Here is a 15,501-nt window from a genome sequence, read left to right as displayed (position 1 = left end):
CCACGCCGCGCACGCGGCCGACACCCTCCGCTCCTATGCCGGAGCGCTCAGCGCCGCCGCCGACTAGCCTCGCTTACTGTTGCACGAAAGACTCACCCCCGGTCCCGATTTGGGACGGGCGGGAACAGCAGCGACTCCGCCTGCGTTTTATCCCTGAATTTTCAGAGGGTTTGGCCATGGCCGACGCTGCCTACAGCTTGTTCTTCGTCGCGGTCCTGTTGGGCGGCGCATCCTTCATGCAGGTGACGGTGCAGCGCGAATGGCGCCGCATCCGCGCCGCGCTCCACGGCGAGCGCTTCGAGGAGGTCGACCTTTCGGCCACCGCCGGAAGCGTCCGCATCTGGGAGCGCCCGCAGCCGATCCTCGAGCCGGTCACGATCAGCATCTGCCGCCTCTGAGGCTTCCGCTCCGGCGGCGCTTCAGCTGAGGCTCCTCGACAGCCAGCCGATCGGGCCGCCGGCGAGCACGCACAGGCCTATCGCGTGCCACCAGCGCCGGCGGACGAAGATCAGCGAGACCATCACCGCCAGCACGATGAATTCCTCGGCCGAGCGGCCCAGCGCGGCCCGGATGCCCAGCTGCGGCGCCGTCACGACGAAATCGGTCGCGACCAGCCAGGCAAGGGCGGCGGCGAACAGCGTCCAGATATAGCCGCCATTGTCGTGATAATAGGCTTTGAGGTCGATCCCCTCGGGCGGCAGCGAGTCCGGAAGCACCGCGGAGGCCAGCAGGAACAGCAGCACGAGCTCCACCAGCATCGGCAGGAACGCTCCGATCGTCATCGATTTCGCCGTCGGCTGAGCGATCGTCCACCACATCTGGACGATCGTCAGGAGCACCAGGAAGGCCACCGCCAAAGCCGCCCAGTCCCACCGCACCTTCGCCCGCGCCCGGAGCAGCCGGTGCAGGCTGACGAGGATGTCCGTCACGCCGAGGCCGATCACGATCGAGACGAATACGAGCACGTTTCCCATGGCCCTACCGCTCCTCCCCTTTGCCGTCGATCTGGAGCGCGTCGCTTTCCGCTTCCTCGAGCTCCCCGAACCGCCCCTCGAGAGCGGCGCGCAGCCGCCCGACGTCCACCGCCCGCTCCCACCGCGCGACGACGATCGTCGCGACCGCATTGCCGATGAAGTTGGTGAGCGACCGGCATTCGCTCATGAACCGGTCGACGCCCAGGATCAGAGCCATCCCCGCCACCGGCACGGTGGGAAGCACCGACAGGGTCGCCGCGAGCACGATGAACCCCGATCCAGTCACACCCGCAGCGCCCTTCGAGCTCAGGATCGCAACCGCCATCAGCAGCAGCTGGTCGCCGAGGGTGAGCGGGGTGTTCGTCGCCTGCGCGATGAACAAAGCGGCGAGCGACATGTAGATGTTGGTGCCGTCGAGGTTGAAGCTGTATCCGGTCGGGACCACCAGCCCCACGATCGGCTTCGGGCAACCCGCCCGCTCCAATTTTTCCATGAGCAGCGGCATCGCGCTTTCAGAACTGGACGTGCCCAGGACGAGCAGAAGCTCCTCCTTCAGGTACCGGATCAAAGCGAAGATCGAGAAGCCCGCCGCCCGCGCCACCAGCCCGAGCACCACCAGCACGAACAGCAGCGACGTCGCGTAGAAGGTCGCCACCAGCGCCGCCAAATTGGCGAGCGTCCCGATCCCGTAGGCCCCGATCGTATAGGCCATCGCCCCGAACGCCCCGATCGGCGCCGCATACATCAGCATGTGGACGATCCGGAACACGAGAGCGGTCAGGACCCGAAACGTCCCAAGCACCCGCTCGCCGCGCTCGCCAAGCAGCGCCAGCGCGATCCCGGTCAGGATCGCGACGAACAGAACCTGCAGGATCTGGCCCGAGGTGAAGGCGCTGAAGAAGGTGTCGGGGATGATGGCGAGCAGGAAGCCGGTGATCGTCTGCTCGTGCGCCTTCGACACGTACGAGGCGACCGCCCCCTGGTCGAGCGCCGCCGGATCGACGTTCAGCCCCTCCCCCGGCCGCACCAGGTTTGCGACCAGCAGCCCCACCGCCAGCGCGAGCGTCGAGAAGGTGAGGAAATAGGCCATCGCCTTGGCGCCCACCCGCCCGAACGCCTTCAGGTCCGACATTCCGGCGATGCCCGTCGTCACGGTGAGGAAGATCACCGGCGTGATGATCATCTTGACGAGCTTGATGAACGCATCGCCCACCGGCTTCAGCGACGCGCCCAACGCAGGCGCCGCCCAGCCCGTCAGCACGCCGAGCGCGATCCCCACCAGCACCTGGAAGTAGAGCGTCCTCCAGAACGGCCGCTTCGCCATGATGTCCCCCGTCGCCGCAGCTTCGGCTCATCCATAGCGCGCCGCGCCCGGGCCGTCTGCCCGGACGTCGACCATCTCCGCGGCTCCGGTCGGCCTAGGTGGCGACCTGCTTCTGCGCCCGGACGCCGGCGAAGATCGCCCGCATCTCGCGCCTGAGGCCGAGCCCGACGAGATGCTCCTGGACGGCCGAATAGCCTTCGCGCTTCAGCCGCTTTTCAAGCTCGGAGATGCTCCGGCACTGGCCGGTCCGGCCGAGCTCGTACGCGCGTTCGATGATGTTGCCCATGGATCTCCGGCCTGTCGCTCAGGTCTGCGGCGCATCGCCGATGCCCACCAGCCACGGCCAGTCGGAGCGGCGTCCCCGCGAGCTCACGCCGGCCGCGATCGAGCGGCGGATCGCCGCCCGCGCCTTCTGGGCGACGCGCCTCCGGATGGTTTCAGGGTCCTGGCCGGCGAAGCTCTGCCTGAAGCAGAAATCGCCGAACCTTTGCGCGAGGGAATGATGCTTTGCCATGCACCAAGAATGCGCGCCGCCGCTAAGCGGTTGCGCCCATTGATCTATATTATGCATTTTCCGGTTGGCGGAGCCGCTCTCAAAGCAGCCGCACCCGCGGCTCCGCCCGCGCCGGCCCGAGCATCAGCTCGGTCATCGCCCACACCATCGCATCGGCGCGGTCGGGGCTTCGGCCCGGCCCCTGATAGTCGCCCGCCCATCTGAGCCCGGCAAGCTCGTCCTCGAGCGCCGGAAACCGCCCCGCCAGCTTCGCCTTTCCGCTCTCGAACAGGGCCGAGACCGGCGCCGCCCTTGCCACCTTCCCTTCGCTGGCGTGGACGAGCTTCAACCTCACCGCCAGCCCCGCCCCCTTCAGCACCGCCTCCACCATCGCCCCGCCATTGTTCGCCTCCGCGACCACCTTCGTCGCACCGTGCCGCTCCGCCGCCGCCGCGACCTTGCGCGCCCATCCTTCGGGCGAAAGCCCGCCTTCGCTATCATCGCCAAGCACACAGGCGATGCCGTCCCGCCCCATCCCGCACGCGACGATGCCGCACGTCCCGCCCGCCGAAGCCGGCGGATCGACGCCGATCACGACCGCCCCGCCGAGCTCCCGCGCCGGCGGAAGGCACCGGCTCGCCGCCAGCAGCTCCCGCGAAAACAGCGCCCCTTCCAGATCCTCGATCAGCTCCCCGTCCAGCTCCTGCCGCCCAAGCCGCGTGCCCCGGTGCTGCCGCTCCATCGCGCTCACGAAGGCGCCCGGCAGATGCGGGTTCTTGCCCGTCGAGCCGCCGGTCCTCACCACGCCCTCTTCGCCCAGGATCGCAACCAGCGCCTTGAGCGGCCGCGGAGTGGTCGTCACCAGCGCCCGCGGCCGCTCCCCGCAGCGAAGCCCGAGCTGCAAATTGGTCCAGCTCTCCTCCGGCTTCTCCCATTTCGCGAGCTCGTCGCACCAGGCGATATGATGCTGCGGCCCGCGCAGGGCGTCCGGGTGCGCGCCCGAATAGACGAACGCCTCGGCCCCGCTCGCGAAGCGGAGGCGCCTCAGGCTCGGCTCCCAGCGCATCCGGCTCCGCTCCCCCGCCCGAGCCGCCGCGAGCAGCCCCGACGGACCCTCGATCATCACTCGCCGGGCCTCGTCCGCCGTCGCCGCAACCAAAGCGATCGCAGCGCCCGGATGCTCGCGCGCGAACTGGCCCACCCATTCCGCCCCCGCCCGGGTCTTGCCGAAGCCGCGCCCGGCGAGCATCACCCACACCCGCCAGTCGCCCCCGGGCTCCTCCTGCCCCGCGTGCGACCAGGCCGGCCAGTCGCCGGCGAACCGGAGCAAGCCCCCGTCGCCCAGCGCGCGCACGATCCGCTCGATCTCCGCGTCGGGCAGCACCAGCAGCTCTTCCAGCGCTTCCTGCCCCGGCTTCACGCCTCCGCCTCCCCGCCGCCGCCTTCCCGGTGCCGCTTGATCGCCGCGATCCGCCGCAGCACCTCGTCGCGCACCTCTTCGATGCTGGGCTCCTCAATCGCCTTCGCCGCTCCCGCCCCCTTGGCCGAGGGATTGAGCTTCAGGAAGGCGATCGCCTCCGCCACCGTCACCCGCGGCCGCGTGTCGTCCTCGTCCGCCGCCGCCGGATCGAAGGTGGCAATCCCGGCGCTCAGCACCATCGATTCGAGGTCCGCCCTGGCCTGGCGGATCGCCGCCTGCGCCGCCTCGGCAAAGCCGGGATAATTGTTCAGCCGGTTATGGATCGCGGTCGTCGAAAAGCCCGCCGCCCGCGCCGCCCGCCGGATGCACCCGGTCTCGCCGAGGCTTGCGAGGAACGCCCGCTCCGCCTTCGCCGACCACCGCCCCTTCCCCGCCTTCACCAGCTGCGCCCCGCTCCGCTTCGAGATGCGAACGACCAGCTCCTCCCCGGGACGGGGAGGGGGACCAGCCGTAGGCTGGTGGAGGGGGCCCTTCGCCCGCACCGGCGCGCTCTTCCTCTTCGCCAAAGCCCGCTCCCACTGCCCGGCAAACCTCTTGTCCTTCAGCCGGTGATTGTACGGCGTCCCATGATCCACCCCCGCCTCCCGCGCCGACGCCCGCGCATTCCCCGTCCGCCTCAGCGCACGCAAAAAAGGCGCCCGCCAGAGCGGCGCCGCCTTCGACTTCTTCGCCATGTAAGATCCCCGCCCGCCGCGCCTCAGACGCGCGACTCCAGCTTGGAATGTAAGTGCCAGATCAGCGTCACGCTGTCAAGCGAATTTACCGATGCGGTTCTATCCCCGCCGCACGAGCACCACTCCGGCGATCACCAGCAGCGCGCCTCCGGCCCGGGCAAGGCTCACCGGCTCCCGCGGCAGCCCGAGCGCTCCGATATGGTCGAGCCACAGCGCCATCGCCACCTGCCCCGCAATCCCGATCGTGATCAGCGAGGCGAGGCCGATGCGCGGCGCAGCGAAGGCCGCGACCCCGACATAGACGGCGCCGTAAACCCCGCCGATCCAGGCATACCAGGGCAGCGCCCCGAAGGCCGAAGGCGCCGGCCGGTTCCCGCTCGCCAGCCACACGCCGAGCAAGGTCGCCGTACCGACCGCGAACGAGATCAAAGCCGCAAGCACCGGCGACCCGCCCGCCTTCGCCAGCATCACATTGGTCGGCGCCTGCAAAGCGATCATCCCGCCCGCCAGCAGCACCAGCAGCATCGGCAGCAAAATCCCCGGGTTCATCGGCTCACCCTCTTCCAAGCTTCAGCACCCGCCCCGCCTAGCCGCCGTTGAAGTGCGCGCAAGGCCTCGCCGCCCTCTGGTGCGGCAGCCACCGCCTCTCCTGACGGCCGTTGCTTGACGTGCGGCGCGACTTGGCGTTTCCTTGCGTGGCTTAGCGGGAGGGGGAAGATGCGCGACTTCGTCTTGGGCATGCTTCTGGCAGTGGCGGCGCCCGCGCAAGGCGGACCGGCGATCGACCGGCCCGGCATGGACACTTCGATCAGGCCGGGCGACGATTTCTGGTCGTTCGCCAATGGCGGCTGGGACAAGGCGACTCCAATCCCGGCCGACAAGCACACTTATGGCGGCGCCTGGATCCTCGACGACGTGATGGAGAGCCGCGTGCGCGCCATTGCCGAGAGCGGCGGCACCAGTCCGGCCGAGCGGCAGGTGCGGGACTATTATCGCGCCTACCTCGACATGGGCGCGCGCAGCAATGCGGGCGCTTCGCCGCTGAAGCCCGGCCTTGCGAGGATCGCGGCGGCTCGCTCGGCAGCAGATCTCGTGCGGCTGTTCGAGGACCGGGCGATGCCCTCTCCTCTCTCCTTCTACGTCGCGCCGAACCCAAAGGATCCGGTCCACTACGCCCTCTTCCTCAGCCAGGGGACGCTCGGCCTGCCGGACCGTGAATATTATCTTTCCGCCGACGCCAAGATGGCCGGGTACCGGACGGCCTACCGCGCCTACCTCGTCCGCCTTTCCAAGCTTGCCGGGCTTCCCGAGGGCGAGGCGCGCGCCGACCGCATCATCGCCCTCGAGACGGCGATCGCTCGGGTATTCTGGGAACGCGTGCGGCTGCGCGACCAGAAGCAGACGATCAATCCGATGACGGTGGCAGAGCTCGACAAGCTTGCGCCCGCCTTCGGCTTTCCCGCCTTCCTTCGGCGCATGGGCGCCGGTTCGCCCTCGACCGTGATCGTCAATCCGCCGACTGCCATCGCTGCGCTCGATCGCCTCCTGCGCGATCAGCCGCTCGCGGCCTGGAAGGACTGGATGACGCTCCGCCGCATCGATGAGGCCGCGCCCTATCTCAGCGAGAGCTTCGACCGCGCCAATTTCGACTTCCGGCAGCGCACCCTCCGCGGCATCGAGCAGCCGCCGCCGATGTGGCAGCGCGCGGTGCGCCTTCTGAACGATGGCCTCGGCGACACGGTCGGTCAGCTCTACGTCGCGCGCCACCTCCCACCGGCGGCGCGCGCCAAGGCCGAGCAGCTGGTGGCGGACATCGTCGCTTCGTTCGAGGAGCGGCTGAAGGCCAACAGCTGGATGGACGAGCCGACCCGGGCCGCCGCCCTCGCCAAGCTTGCCGGCCTCGGCAGGGAGGTGGGCGCACCCAAGAAGTATATCGATTATTCTCCCGTTCGGATCAGCCCCTCCGATCCGCTCGGCAACAAGGATCGTCTCGAACGCTTCTACTGGGCGTGGGATGCGGCCCGGATCGGCAAGCCGGTGACCACCGATTATTGGTTCGCCCCTCCGCAGATGGTGAACGCCTATTATAGCTCCTACGAGAACCGGATGCGGATCCTCGCCGGGTTCCTGCAGCCGCCTTACTTCGATCCGGAAGGAGACCCGGCCGCCAATTACGCCGGCATCGGCGGGATCATCGGCCATGAGATCGGCCACGCGTTCGACGATCAGGGTCGCCGCTTCGACCAGCGCGGCGAGATGCGCGACTGGTGGACCGAGGCGGCGGCCAAGGCCTTCGAAGCGCGCACTGCAAGGCTGGTGGAGCAATATGGGAGCTACGAGGCGGTGCCGGGGGTCAAGCTCAACGGCAAGCTGACGCTGGGCGAGAATATCGGCGATCTCGGCGGCCTTGAAATGGCCTATGCCGCCTGGCGCCGCTACGTCGCCCGGAACGGCGAGCCGCCGGTGATCGACGGCATGACCGGAGACCAGCGCTTCTTCGTCTATTTCGCCCAGGCCTGGCGCGAGAAGAGCAGGCCCGATCGGCTGCGGCAGATCGTCGTCGTCGATCCCCACAGCCCCGGCAAGTACCGCGCCAACGGCTCCGTTCGCAACGTCGACGCATGGTACCGGGCGTTCGGCGCGAAACCCGGCGACCGTCTCTATCTGCCGCCTGAGGAGCGCGTCCACATCTGGTGACGAGATCCTGACGCTTCCGATCCGCACCTGCCGCCGGCTTTCGCCGGCCACGCCTCGGTGATGAGCCTCCCCGCCACGAATGAACTCATCGGCGCCCAAGACGCGATCTGGCGCGACATGATCTCGAAGATCACTGCCGTGAAGGCGGCCCCAGGCGACGCTGGGCCCAAGCCCTGATCAGGAGCGCCCGGCTCCCAACAAAATGATATCGCTCCCGCTCCGGCGCCGGATTCGCCGCCGGACGGGAGATCGGAGATGTTCGAGGTGGTCGCCGTCGGCCGGCCGGGGTGGTTCAACGTCACAGTGACCCTCAGGGCGGTGGCAAAGATGAGCCACGAAGAGCGCAGGCTGCGCCACCACCACCTCAAGATTTCCATCGTCGAGACGTGGCGCATCGAGATCGAACAGGGGGAGAGCTTCCAGATCCGGCTTCCAAAGGAGGTCAGCCCGAAACCCGGCGACCGGCTCCAGCTGGCCGCGGTGCTGAACGAGGCGCCACTTCGCCGCAAATGGCGGAAAGTCTCTTCCTTCTGATCCGGCCGCCGTCAACGCACCCCGCCGCGAGCTGGCGAGAGCGGGTCATCGCGGTTCGTAGAAGCAGGCGCGGCCTTTCCGGGGTTCGAACACGATCGAATATTCCTTGAGGATGCCCGCGCCCATCACGAAGGGAACTTCCCAGGAATTATCCGTATAATAATGCCTGTATGGCAACGACTTCGACCGATCTCCCAGCGAAAGCGAAGCCTCCCGGTAAAAATAGGCGGCGAGGGCCCATTTCCCGAACGAATTATGCTGTAGATCCAGCCTCGGGAACAACTTGGTGGGCGACTGCGGCGCCGAAGCGGTAGCCATCAGGGCCGCAGCCATACCGGTATCGAAATATACCTTCTGTTGAGCACCGTCGATTTCCAGAAGCAGGTGGATGCTTTCAACCGGCGAGCTGGTCGTATTACCCGAATAGCCTATGACCAACGGCACACATGCTATCGCATCTTCCGGCGCGTAGCTGACGTCGAACTCAAGGCCCGTGCGCGAGAAGAGCACGTTGCCCTTACTGAATATGAAATCGTTCCCGATTATGGGGTAAGGCACGTCGCCGGCGAATACGCTGCCCTCGAAGGCTATCCCTCCGATCTTCGAAGGCCGCATTCGGCGCACGGGGAGCCGGCTTTCCCCAAGAGGGGTGGAAATCCTCTGGCTCCCTTCTGCCTCTCCGAGAGTACTCCAGTCTTTCGGGAAGACGGACCTCGAGGTTCCGCTGTCGATCAATGCAGCGGCCCGGCCGTCGACCGAAGCCCAAAGCATGCCCTTCTTGAAAAGGAACGCAGAGCTATCGGCCGGTAAGGCAGGCGCCCTGCGGCCATAAATCATGGCAGCTGCGACGATCGCCGCAGCTGCCACCAGAAATATCAGCGCAATCAACTTCAAGACCTTCATATTCCAGGCGCACTCAGAACCAGCTTGAAATCCACTCGCCCACGCTATTCAACAAGGAAACAACCTCTCGCCTGCGCTTGATTGGCAGTCCGCAATCTCCGGCGGTGAGCTCAATGTCGAGCGTCGCGCCCTCGTCGAGGCGGCGGATGACGAGATCGGCGTTCATCCCCTTAATCTCGCCCGTGATCGCACGGAGCGGCTCCCCAGCGTCAGCTGCTGAACCGCCTGTTCGCTGCGGTCAATACGGTAAACCACCGGCATTGAAGAGCTGAAGCACCCTCCATTAGCCTGGGGCTGAGGGGGAATTGGAAAGCCGTGAATTCCAACAGATAACAATCACTGTCGGCGGCAGTCGCCCCATCTGCGGCTGCCGCCGGCTCTATTCCGCCGAAAAGGGGCCTCCGGATGATCCTTTATATGCTCTTGGCCGCAGTCGATGTTCCGAAGGTCGTTCCGCAGCCGCAGACGTCGTCACCACCGGTGTTAAGGGCGCCCGTCGAGACGCCTCAAGCTCTTGTCCGTATAAGGAGCGTGGCGCAGTCCCTTGCGCGGGAGGCAGGCCTCAGCACGGAGGGAGCTGCCATTTTGGAACGCCACCTGGCCCAGGGCCTGATCGAAGAAATCCGAACCTTTTCAGCCGATCCTGACAGGCGTGCAGAAGATGAGCTTTGGCAGGTTCTGTCCCGGCCCGGCGACAATAGAGCCGCCGCTGAACCTTTGGCGCAGAGGGTACGGTCCTTCGATCAACGGAGGGATGCGGCGCGGCATAAGCGGCTGGCTGCACTGTTCGCCTCCCTCCCGGATAGAGACCGCATCCGCCTGGCGGACTACCGCCGGCGGCACCCCCGCCTCTTCGCGTCCTTTTTCTAACTCGGATCACTCCGATGTATCCCGGCGCATCTGAATAGCCGCAGCGAGCGGGAACAGGAATTCGTGCAGCACGCCTTCGATCCGCATCGAGGTGACCGCAGCGCCCTGGAGCGAGGACAGAAGCACGCGGCGCAGCGAGTTGCCGAGCGTCAGCCGAAACCGCGCTCGAGCGGCTCGGCGACGAAGGTTAAGCAGCTGCAGCAGTTCGCTTGAGACCTGGAAACTCCAAGATAAGATGGTAGCACCTGAAGGTGTTGGGGTACGCCTTCCCCGGTGGAACAGTGCGGCTGTGCGCGGAAACGCGGTTGGGGCGGCCTTCGAAGGTGGGCACGGCCTCAAGAGCGCACCCGAGGCTTCGGACTATGTGTTGGAGAGCGTTCTCAGCCGTGCCACTCAGAAGGTAGCCGATCATGGCACCCGAATTCGCGAAGGGGGCATATCTGCAAGTTAGAAACTCCTGACGCACGTCACGGACGTAGGCAGCGAGGGAGCGGGGGGTCTCCAATACCTTGGCTTCCAGCGGCCACATTATCCGTTCTTCCGCCCGTAAGATGAAAGCGAGATCATATTCGGGCGGTTGGGCCGGCGAGGGCGCCTTGGTCTCACGCTCGAACGGACCGTGCTGGAGATAGAAGGGCTCATCACCTGTCATGGCGTCCTTCATCCGCGGCTCCAGCAATTGGGTAATACTTCGCTCCAGGTCGGCTGTGTCGATATGCGGCTGCTCGCGTCGTAATGAGTCATAGCCTGCCCAAATGAGCCCAAGGAAGGTCTCCTCAGGCCGCTCCATCCAACCGCGCGCCAGAGCAATGAACGCAGGATCGCAGGGAGATCGCGCCGTCACGGCTATTACGGCCGACCGACGGACGCTTCGGCGTCTTGCCAGCTGAACAAGTCCGCGGCGACTTCATCTGCGTCGTTGAGAGCCGCCGTTCGCGTCCAGTATCGCACACGGTCGGGCTTCACGATGTAAATCACGGCCTGCCCGCTGGACCCGTCGTAGATGCGCAACGTCTCCTCATTATAAAGCAGTGCGGTCCCCCCGTTGGATGGCCTGCTTGCCCGACTGAGCCTATCGATCTCCAAAAGCAGCGCCGCCTGATCCATGGCACGGCACCGGAGTGACACCTCCCCCGATTTCGTTAGCTCGAAGGCGACAACACGGTGGGCCATTGCGCGTGAAGACGGGGGCTGGAAGATCGTCGCGGCGATTCCTTTTCGCGGCCCAAAACCCGCGCGCAGGACCCGCGCGAAATACTCACAATACTGGGAGAGAATCGGTTCCGAACCATCGGCGCTGCCGTCGAGGGTGGACTGCCGGCCGGGAGACCGGTGGTCTCCCTGGAAATCGGCAAGCGTGTAAGTGATCAGATCGTCGATGAGCACGCGCTCGGCATCCTTGAGCGCGAACCCGTCCATGATGGCGTCGTCAAGGGCGGCCGGTTCAATCGTTTCCAGAGGCGGCAGTTCCTCTTCGGGCAGCGGGACGTCGAGGAGTTGGTGGACAAGGACGGCGGGCCTGTAGGCGGCGAGCCTCCCACTGGTCAGTTTCAGGAAATATGTCGCGACTTTGCTGTTGTAGACGGCGCACGCCTTGTTGAGCAGCGATCGGTCGCCGTGAACGCTGACATAGCTCGCCGAGCAGATCACGCCCGAGCGATCCTTGGATCGAACGAGCCGCGCCTGAAAGCCTTTGGCGCCTTGCTGCCACCCCTGTTTGAGGAGCAATTGCGGCAATTCGAACGCTCGCAGATCGCTCGATTCCCGCGAGTGGATTTTTATGGCGCCCGCCAGCGGCAAGCTTGAAGCATCGATGTAGAACGGCTTGTCCTGGGGGAACTCCTTCTCCTGAAAAAGCCGTCGATCGGCGAGCCGCACGTCGAGTTTCTGCTGATCGCCCGCGCGTATCCCCTGTCGCTTGATGACCTTACCTTCGTCGGCCGCACGATTGAGGGTTGGCTGCCTGCGCAACCTCTCCAGTAGCACTCGATCTCGGCGCGAACCCCACATGAGGGTCGACCAAACGGACGGGCTCCTGCGCGCCTCGTCCACTGTCACAGAGTTGCGGTCTCCGTGTTCGATTGCGATCACGAATTCGTCGAGCGGACGGAGAGTTTTCGGACTTACATAAGCGATGATGGCGTCGGAGGCCGCTGGCTCCGGGTTCATGATTACTACGCAGGTGGGCGCGATTGAGGTCTTCGTCGTGTGCGACTTGCGCCGGAATACCTCGAAACGTAGCGCGGACAAATTGTAGATCGCTTCTATGCCATATCTAGACAAGAGTTCGCCTTGCGCCGCCCGCGCCTTCGGAGCCGAGTTGAACAGCATGGCATTCGCCGACTGGATCATGGCGAGACGGCCACACTTTCGAAGGAGGCTGCCTCCCTTCGCCAAGAAGAGCGTACCTATGTCCTTATTGGCGATGGTCCAGCACGGTTTTTGCGAGTGCGCCCAATCCACGGCGGCCGGCGTGACGACATTATCCCCCCAAGGCGCGTTGCCGATGATGAGGTCGTAGCGACTGCCGTTGACCCGCGAGCTGAAGCTCGGCGAACCTTCGGCGAAAAAGTCGGAGCAAATCAACCGCCGACCCCGCATCGCTGGAAAAACGACCTTCGTCCAATAGTGGCGCGGCTCAATCTCGTCGCACATCGCGAGGTAGAGGCTGAAGCAGGCGACTCGGACCGCATGGCGATCGATGTCCACGCCGAAAAGGTTCTTCTCGAGCATCCTGCGCAGCGTCTCTGCCTTGACCAAGGCACCTGGGTGAGCCCGCTTCCAGCGGTGGATGAGCCGTTGAAAGGCTTTGACGAGAAAAATCCCCGAGCCGCAGGATGGGTCGAGCACGCTCAGATCCCATTCGACACCGTTCCACGGCAGGACGCGGTCCAGCACGAAGTCGACGAGGTGCGGCGGCGTATAGAACACCCCGTCCTTCGCAGCCCGGTCTGCCACGAAGGTCTCATAGATGCTGCTGATGAATTCGAGCGGGATCACGTCGAACGAATAATGCTGCCACAACCACCCCTGACCGGTGCCTAGGTCGAGATCGCCCCTGACGAAATCCGCGAGGAGGCACAGGTGCTCAGGCCGCACCACCTCCCGTTCCCGCGCCCAGCCCGCTGCGCGGTCCTCCGGCAAGTCCCCTTTTGCCGGAAACAGATCGCCATTGAACTTGGTATTGAGCCAGTCGAAGAGCCGGTAGGTATCTTCGTAACTTCCCAGGATCTCCGCCAGACTGGTGAATGGCCGGGACAAGACCTGTTCAGCGTACAACCGCTTCAGCTGGTTGGGATTGAGGGCCGCCGTCCCGTCCGCGTCGCGGCGGTCGAACAGGAATTGGACGAAGATGACGCGCGCGAGCAGGTCGTGACAGATGTCGTCATCTGTCATTCCCGCCCGCATCAGCTCCTCCCTGAGACTGCGCAGGTTGCGAAGCAGGGTCTGGTCGGCGCGGCCGTCGCGCCTGAATCGCTCTTCCCGCTCGACGAAGAAATGGCCTGAGACCAGGTTGATCCAGTGAAGGGCGTTGACCAGCCCGTTCTCCAGCACCAGCCGCGGATCCCCGCGCAGATCCCTCGCGGGAATTTCGTGCACCACGAAACCAGTGACAGGTCGATTATCGTCTGGCGGTTCGCAGCAGGTCCAGACACGCAGTAGGCCGGGTTCAACAGTGATCAAGGTCGGACTACGCGAAAAATTCCATGCCAGCTTGTGGAGCTCCCGCAGCACATGCTGCTCTGGTGACGCGGAGAACTCGACGACGACCCCTAGAGCCGGCTCAGTCCCCTGACCCGCGGGATCACCGAGCAAAACGCCAACGATAGGATCGCCCACGTTAAGCAGCCGCAAGGCACGGCCGATCTTCTCGCGCACGAGTTCGGCCATGACCGCCGCACCGGCTCCTGGGGGTTCGCGTATGTCTGCGGGCGCTGGCCAGCCAAGAACCGCTGCGACCTCATCTAACATGAGCGGCGCCGAGTCGCTCATGACTCGAGATCCAGCACCTCTTGAGGGTCTCCTCCAAAGCGGCCGGTCCGGGCTCGGCCGCGCGGCTTCTTTCTCACGGGATTAACACGGTCGAGAGTGGCCCCATAATCAATGCCGTGCCGCCACAACTCGCCGATGAGGACGGCGATCAGCGCGAGGTGGTCCGGCACCTCACCCTTCTGGGCATAATTCGACACTGAGTTTGGGTTCCTGCCAACGATCTGGGCAAAGGCACGCACAGTGAGATCGCTTCCGTGGAGCTCGGTCAGAAAGTCGGAATATCTCATTGCCACATCATTGCACAGAATTTAATGTGCAAACCACAGGAAAAGCTGTGAAACAGCGCCCCCAAGCTCTAACTGTTAGGATCCGCGCTCCAGTTGCATTGGCGTCACCCAATCGGCTGGCCAGCAATGCCCCGCATTGCCTGCTGATATTCGGATCAATCTGTGCCCGCCGAAGAGGCCGGTGGCAGTCTTCGGGTGCCCCCCAAGGCAAAAAGGGGCCGCCGCAGCGACCCCTTTCGAAAACCAGTGCCGTCGATTTCCCGCCCCCGTCGAAGCTGAAGCTTCGCCGGGCGGTGATTGCGCCGGATCAGTCCCCCCGGACTGATCCTATGCAATCACCCCATCATCTCCTGTTCGAGCTTCTTGGCCATTTCCTCGATATTCTCGGGCGGCCAGCCGGGGATGTCCATGCCGAGACGAAGGCCCATGCTCGAGAGCACTTCCTTGATCTCGTTCAGCGACTTGCGGCCGAAGTTCGGCGTGCGGAGCATCTCGGCCTCCGTCTTCCCGACGAGGTCGCCGATGTAGATGATGTTGTCGTTCTTGAGGCAGTTGGCGCTGCGCACCGACAGTTCCAGCTCGTCCACCTTCTTCAAAAGGTAGCGGTTCAGCTGGTTGGCGTCGGCCTCGGTGTCGACGCTCGGCGCCGCGGCCATTCCGGCCATGGTCGGGACGGTCACCATGCCCTCGTCGAAGTGGACGAAGAGCTGCAGCTGGTCCTGGAGGATGCGCGCGGCATAAGCCAATGCGTCGTCCGGAGTGATCGTGCCGTCGGTCTCGACGGTCAGAGTCAGCTTGTCATAATCGAGCTCCTGGCCGACGCGGGTGTTCTCGACCTTGTAGCTGACCTGGCGCACGGGTGAGTAGAGCGCGTCCACCGGCACGAGGCCGATCGGAGCGTCGACCGGGCGGTTGTTGGCGGCGGGGACGTAGCCTTTGCCGACTTCGGCGGTGAGCTCCATGTTGAGCGTCGCACCCTCGTCGAGGTGACAGATGACGAGATCGGGGTTCATCACCTCGATGTCGCCCGTGGTCGCGATCTGGCCGGCGGTGACTTCGCCGGGGCCGGTGGCGCTGAGCGCCAGACGCTTGGGCTGGTCGCCTTCCATTCGGAGGGCGATCTGCTTCACATTCAAGACGATGTCGGTCACGTCTTCGCGGACGCCGGCGAGCGACGAGAATTCGTGCAGCACGCCTTCGATCCGCATCGAGGTGACCGCGGCGCCCTGGAGCGAGGACAGAAGCACGCGGCGCAGCGAGTTGCCGAGCGTC

Annotated in this window: 15 protein-coding genes and 1 pseudogene; 3 read left to right on the top strand and 13 right to left on the bottom strand. The window is 65.2% G+C overall.

Annotation, left to right across the window (positions count from 1 at the left end):
• The first annotated feature begins 176 nt into the window (after nucleotides 1-176).
• Nucleotides 177-398, top strand: a complete 222-nt coding sequence (locus tag VF662_RS03395; protein WP_464137695.1) for a hypothetical protein — start codon at nucleotides 177-179, stop codon at nucleotides 396-398.
• Nucleotides 399-419: 21 nt separating this feature from the next.
• On the opposite strand, the gene VF662_RS03390 is transcribed toward VF662_RS03395, so the two are convergent.
• The 7 genes from VF662_RS03390 to VF662_RS03360 form a co-directional block, all read right to left on the bottom strand.
• Nucleotides 420-974 carry a hypothetical protein gene (locus VF662_RS03390; RefSeq protein WP_464137694.1) on the bottom strand — a complete coding sequence of 185 codons (555 nt, stop codon included), beginning with the start codon at nucleotides 972-974 and terminating at the stop codon, nucleotides 420-422.
• A 4-nt stretch (nucleotides 975-978) separates the two neighbouring features.
• Nucleotides 979-2,298 carry a dicarboxylate/amino acid:cation symporter gene (locus tag VF662_RS03385; protein ID WP_464137692.1) on the bottom strand — a complete coding sequence of 440 codons (1,320 nt, stop codon included), beginning with the start codon at nucleotides 2,296-2,298 and terminating at the stop codon, nucleotides 979-981.
• Nucleotides 2,299-2,392: 94 nt separating this feature from the next.
• On the bottom strand, nucleotides 2,393-2,584 hold the full coding sequence (locus VF662_RS03380; RefSeq protein WP_464137690.1) for a hypothetical protein: 192 nt from the start codon (nucleotides 2,582-2,584) through the stop codon (nucleotides 2,393-2,395).
• Nucleotides 2,585-2,602: 18 nt separating this feature from the next.
• Complete coding sequence (locus VF662_RS03375) at nucleotides 2,603-2,812, bottom strand: hypothetical protein (protein ID WP_464137688.1); 210 nt, start codon at nucleotides 2,810-2,812, stop codon at nucleotides 2,603-2,605.
• 79 nt (nucleotides 2,813-2,891) lie between these two features.
• Nucleotides 2,892-4,211, bottom strand: coding sequence for a terminase large subunit domain-containing protein (locus VF662_RS03370; RefSeq protein ID WP_464137686.1), 1,320 nt, complete (start codon nucleotides 4,209-4,211; stop codon nucleotides 2,892-2,894).
• A complete protein-coding gene (locus VF662_RS03365) occupies nucleotides 4,208-4,945 on the bottom strand; it encodes a hypothetical protein (RefSeq protein ID WP_464137684.1) in 738 nt (245 codons plus the stop codon). Before VF662_RS03365 ends, VF662_RS03370 begins: the two co-directional genes overlap by 4 nt.
• Before the next feature lie 99 nt (nucleotides 4,946-5,044).
• Nucleotides 5,045-5,494 (bottom strand): DMT family transporter, encoded by a 450-nt coding sequence (locus VF662_RS03360; RefSeq protein WP_464137682.1) that lies wholly within the window; start codon nucleotides 5,492-5,494, stop codon nucleotides 5,045-5,047.
• A 168-nt stretch (nucleotides 5,495-5,662) separates the two neighbouring features.
• Here VF662_RS03360 and VF662_RS03355 point away from each other — a divergent pair, with 168 nt between their 5' ends.
• Nucleotides 5,663-7,642, top strand: coding sequence for a M13 family metallopeptidase (locus tag VF662_RS03355; RefSeq protein ID WP_464137680.1), 1,980 nt, complete (start codon nucleotides 5,663-5,665; stop codon nucleotides 7,640-7,642).
• Nucleotides 7,643-7,897: 255 nt separating this feature from the next.
• Complete coding sequence (locus tag VF662_RS03350; protein ID WP_464137678.1) at nucleotides 7,898-8,176, top strand: hypothetical protein; 279 nt, start codon at nucleotides 7,898-7,900, stop codon at nucleotides 8,174-8,176.
• A 45-nt stretch (nucleotides 8,177-8,221) separates the two neighbouring features.
• Here VF662_RS03350 and VF662_RS03345 read toward each other — a convergent pair whose 3' ends face one another.
• The 6 genes and pseudogenes from VF662_RS03345 to VF662_RS03320 form a co-directional block, all read right to left on the bottom strand.
• Entirely contained in the window at nucleotides 8,222-9,079 is an 858-nt protein-coding gene (locus VF662_RS03345) for a hypothetical protein (RefSeq protein ID WP_464137676.1), read from the bottom strand.
• Nucleotides 9,080-9,092: 13 nt separating this feature from the next.
• The gene (locus VF662_RS03340) at nucleotides 9,093-9,245 is read right to left on the bottom strand and encodes a hypothetical protein (RefSeq protein ID WP_464137674.1); all 153 of its coding nucleotides are present in this window, start codon (nucleotides 9,243-9,245) and stop codon (nucleotides 9,093-9,095) included.
• 761 nt (nucleotides 9,246-10,006) lie between these two features.
• Nucleotides 10,007-10,137, bottom strand: a pseudogene (locus VF662_RS03335) (DNA-directed RNA polymerase subunit alpha); the annotation flags it as partial.
• A 661-nt stretch (nucleotides 10,138-10,798) separates the two neighbouring features.
• Nucleotides 10,799-13,840, bottom strand: a complete 3,042-nt coding sequence (locus VF662_RS03330) for an HsdM family class I SAM-dependent methyltransferase (RefSeq protein WP_464137672.1) — start codon at nucleotides 13,838-13,840, stop codon at nucleotides 10,799-10,801.
• Nucleotides 13,841-13,938: 98 nt separating this feature from the next.
• Nucleotides 13,939-14,229, bottom strand: a complete 291-nt coding sequence (locus tag VF662_RS03325) for an XRE family transcriptional regulator (protein ID WP_464137670.1) — start codon at nucleotides 14,227-14,229, stop codon at nucleotides 13,939-13,941.
• A 335-nt stretch (nucleotides 14,230-14,564) separates the two neighbouring features.
• Nucleotides 14,565-15,501 (bottom strand): DNA-directed RNA polymerase subunit alpha (locus tag VF662_RS03320; protein WP_464137669.1); only part of this gene is annotated, 937 nt, incomplete at its 5' end.

Source organism: Allosphingosinicella sp. (assembly GCF_036387215.1).
In the GTDB taxonomy this organism is placed as follows: domain Bacteria; phylum Pseudomonadota; class Alphaproteobacteria; order Sphingomonadales; family Sphingomonadaceae; genus Allosphingosinicella.
This window is presented reverse-complemented; position numbering and strand designations above follow the sequence as displayed.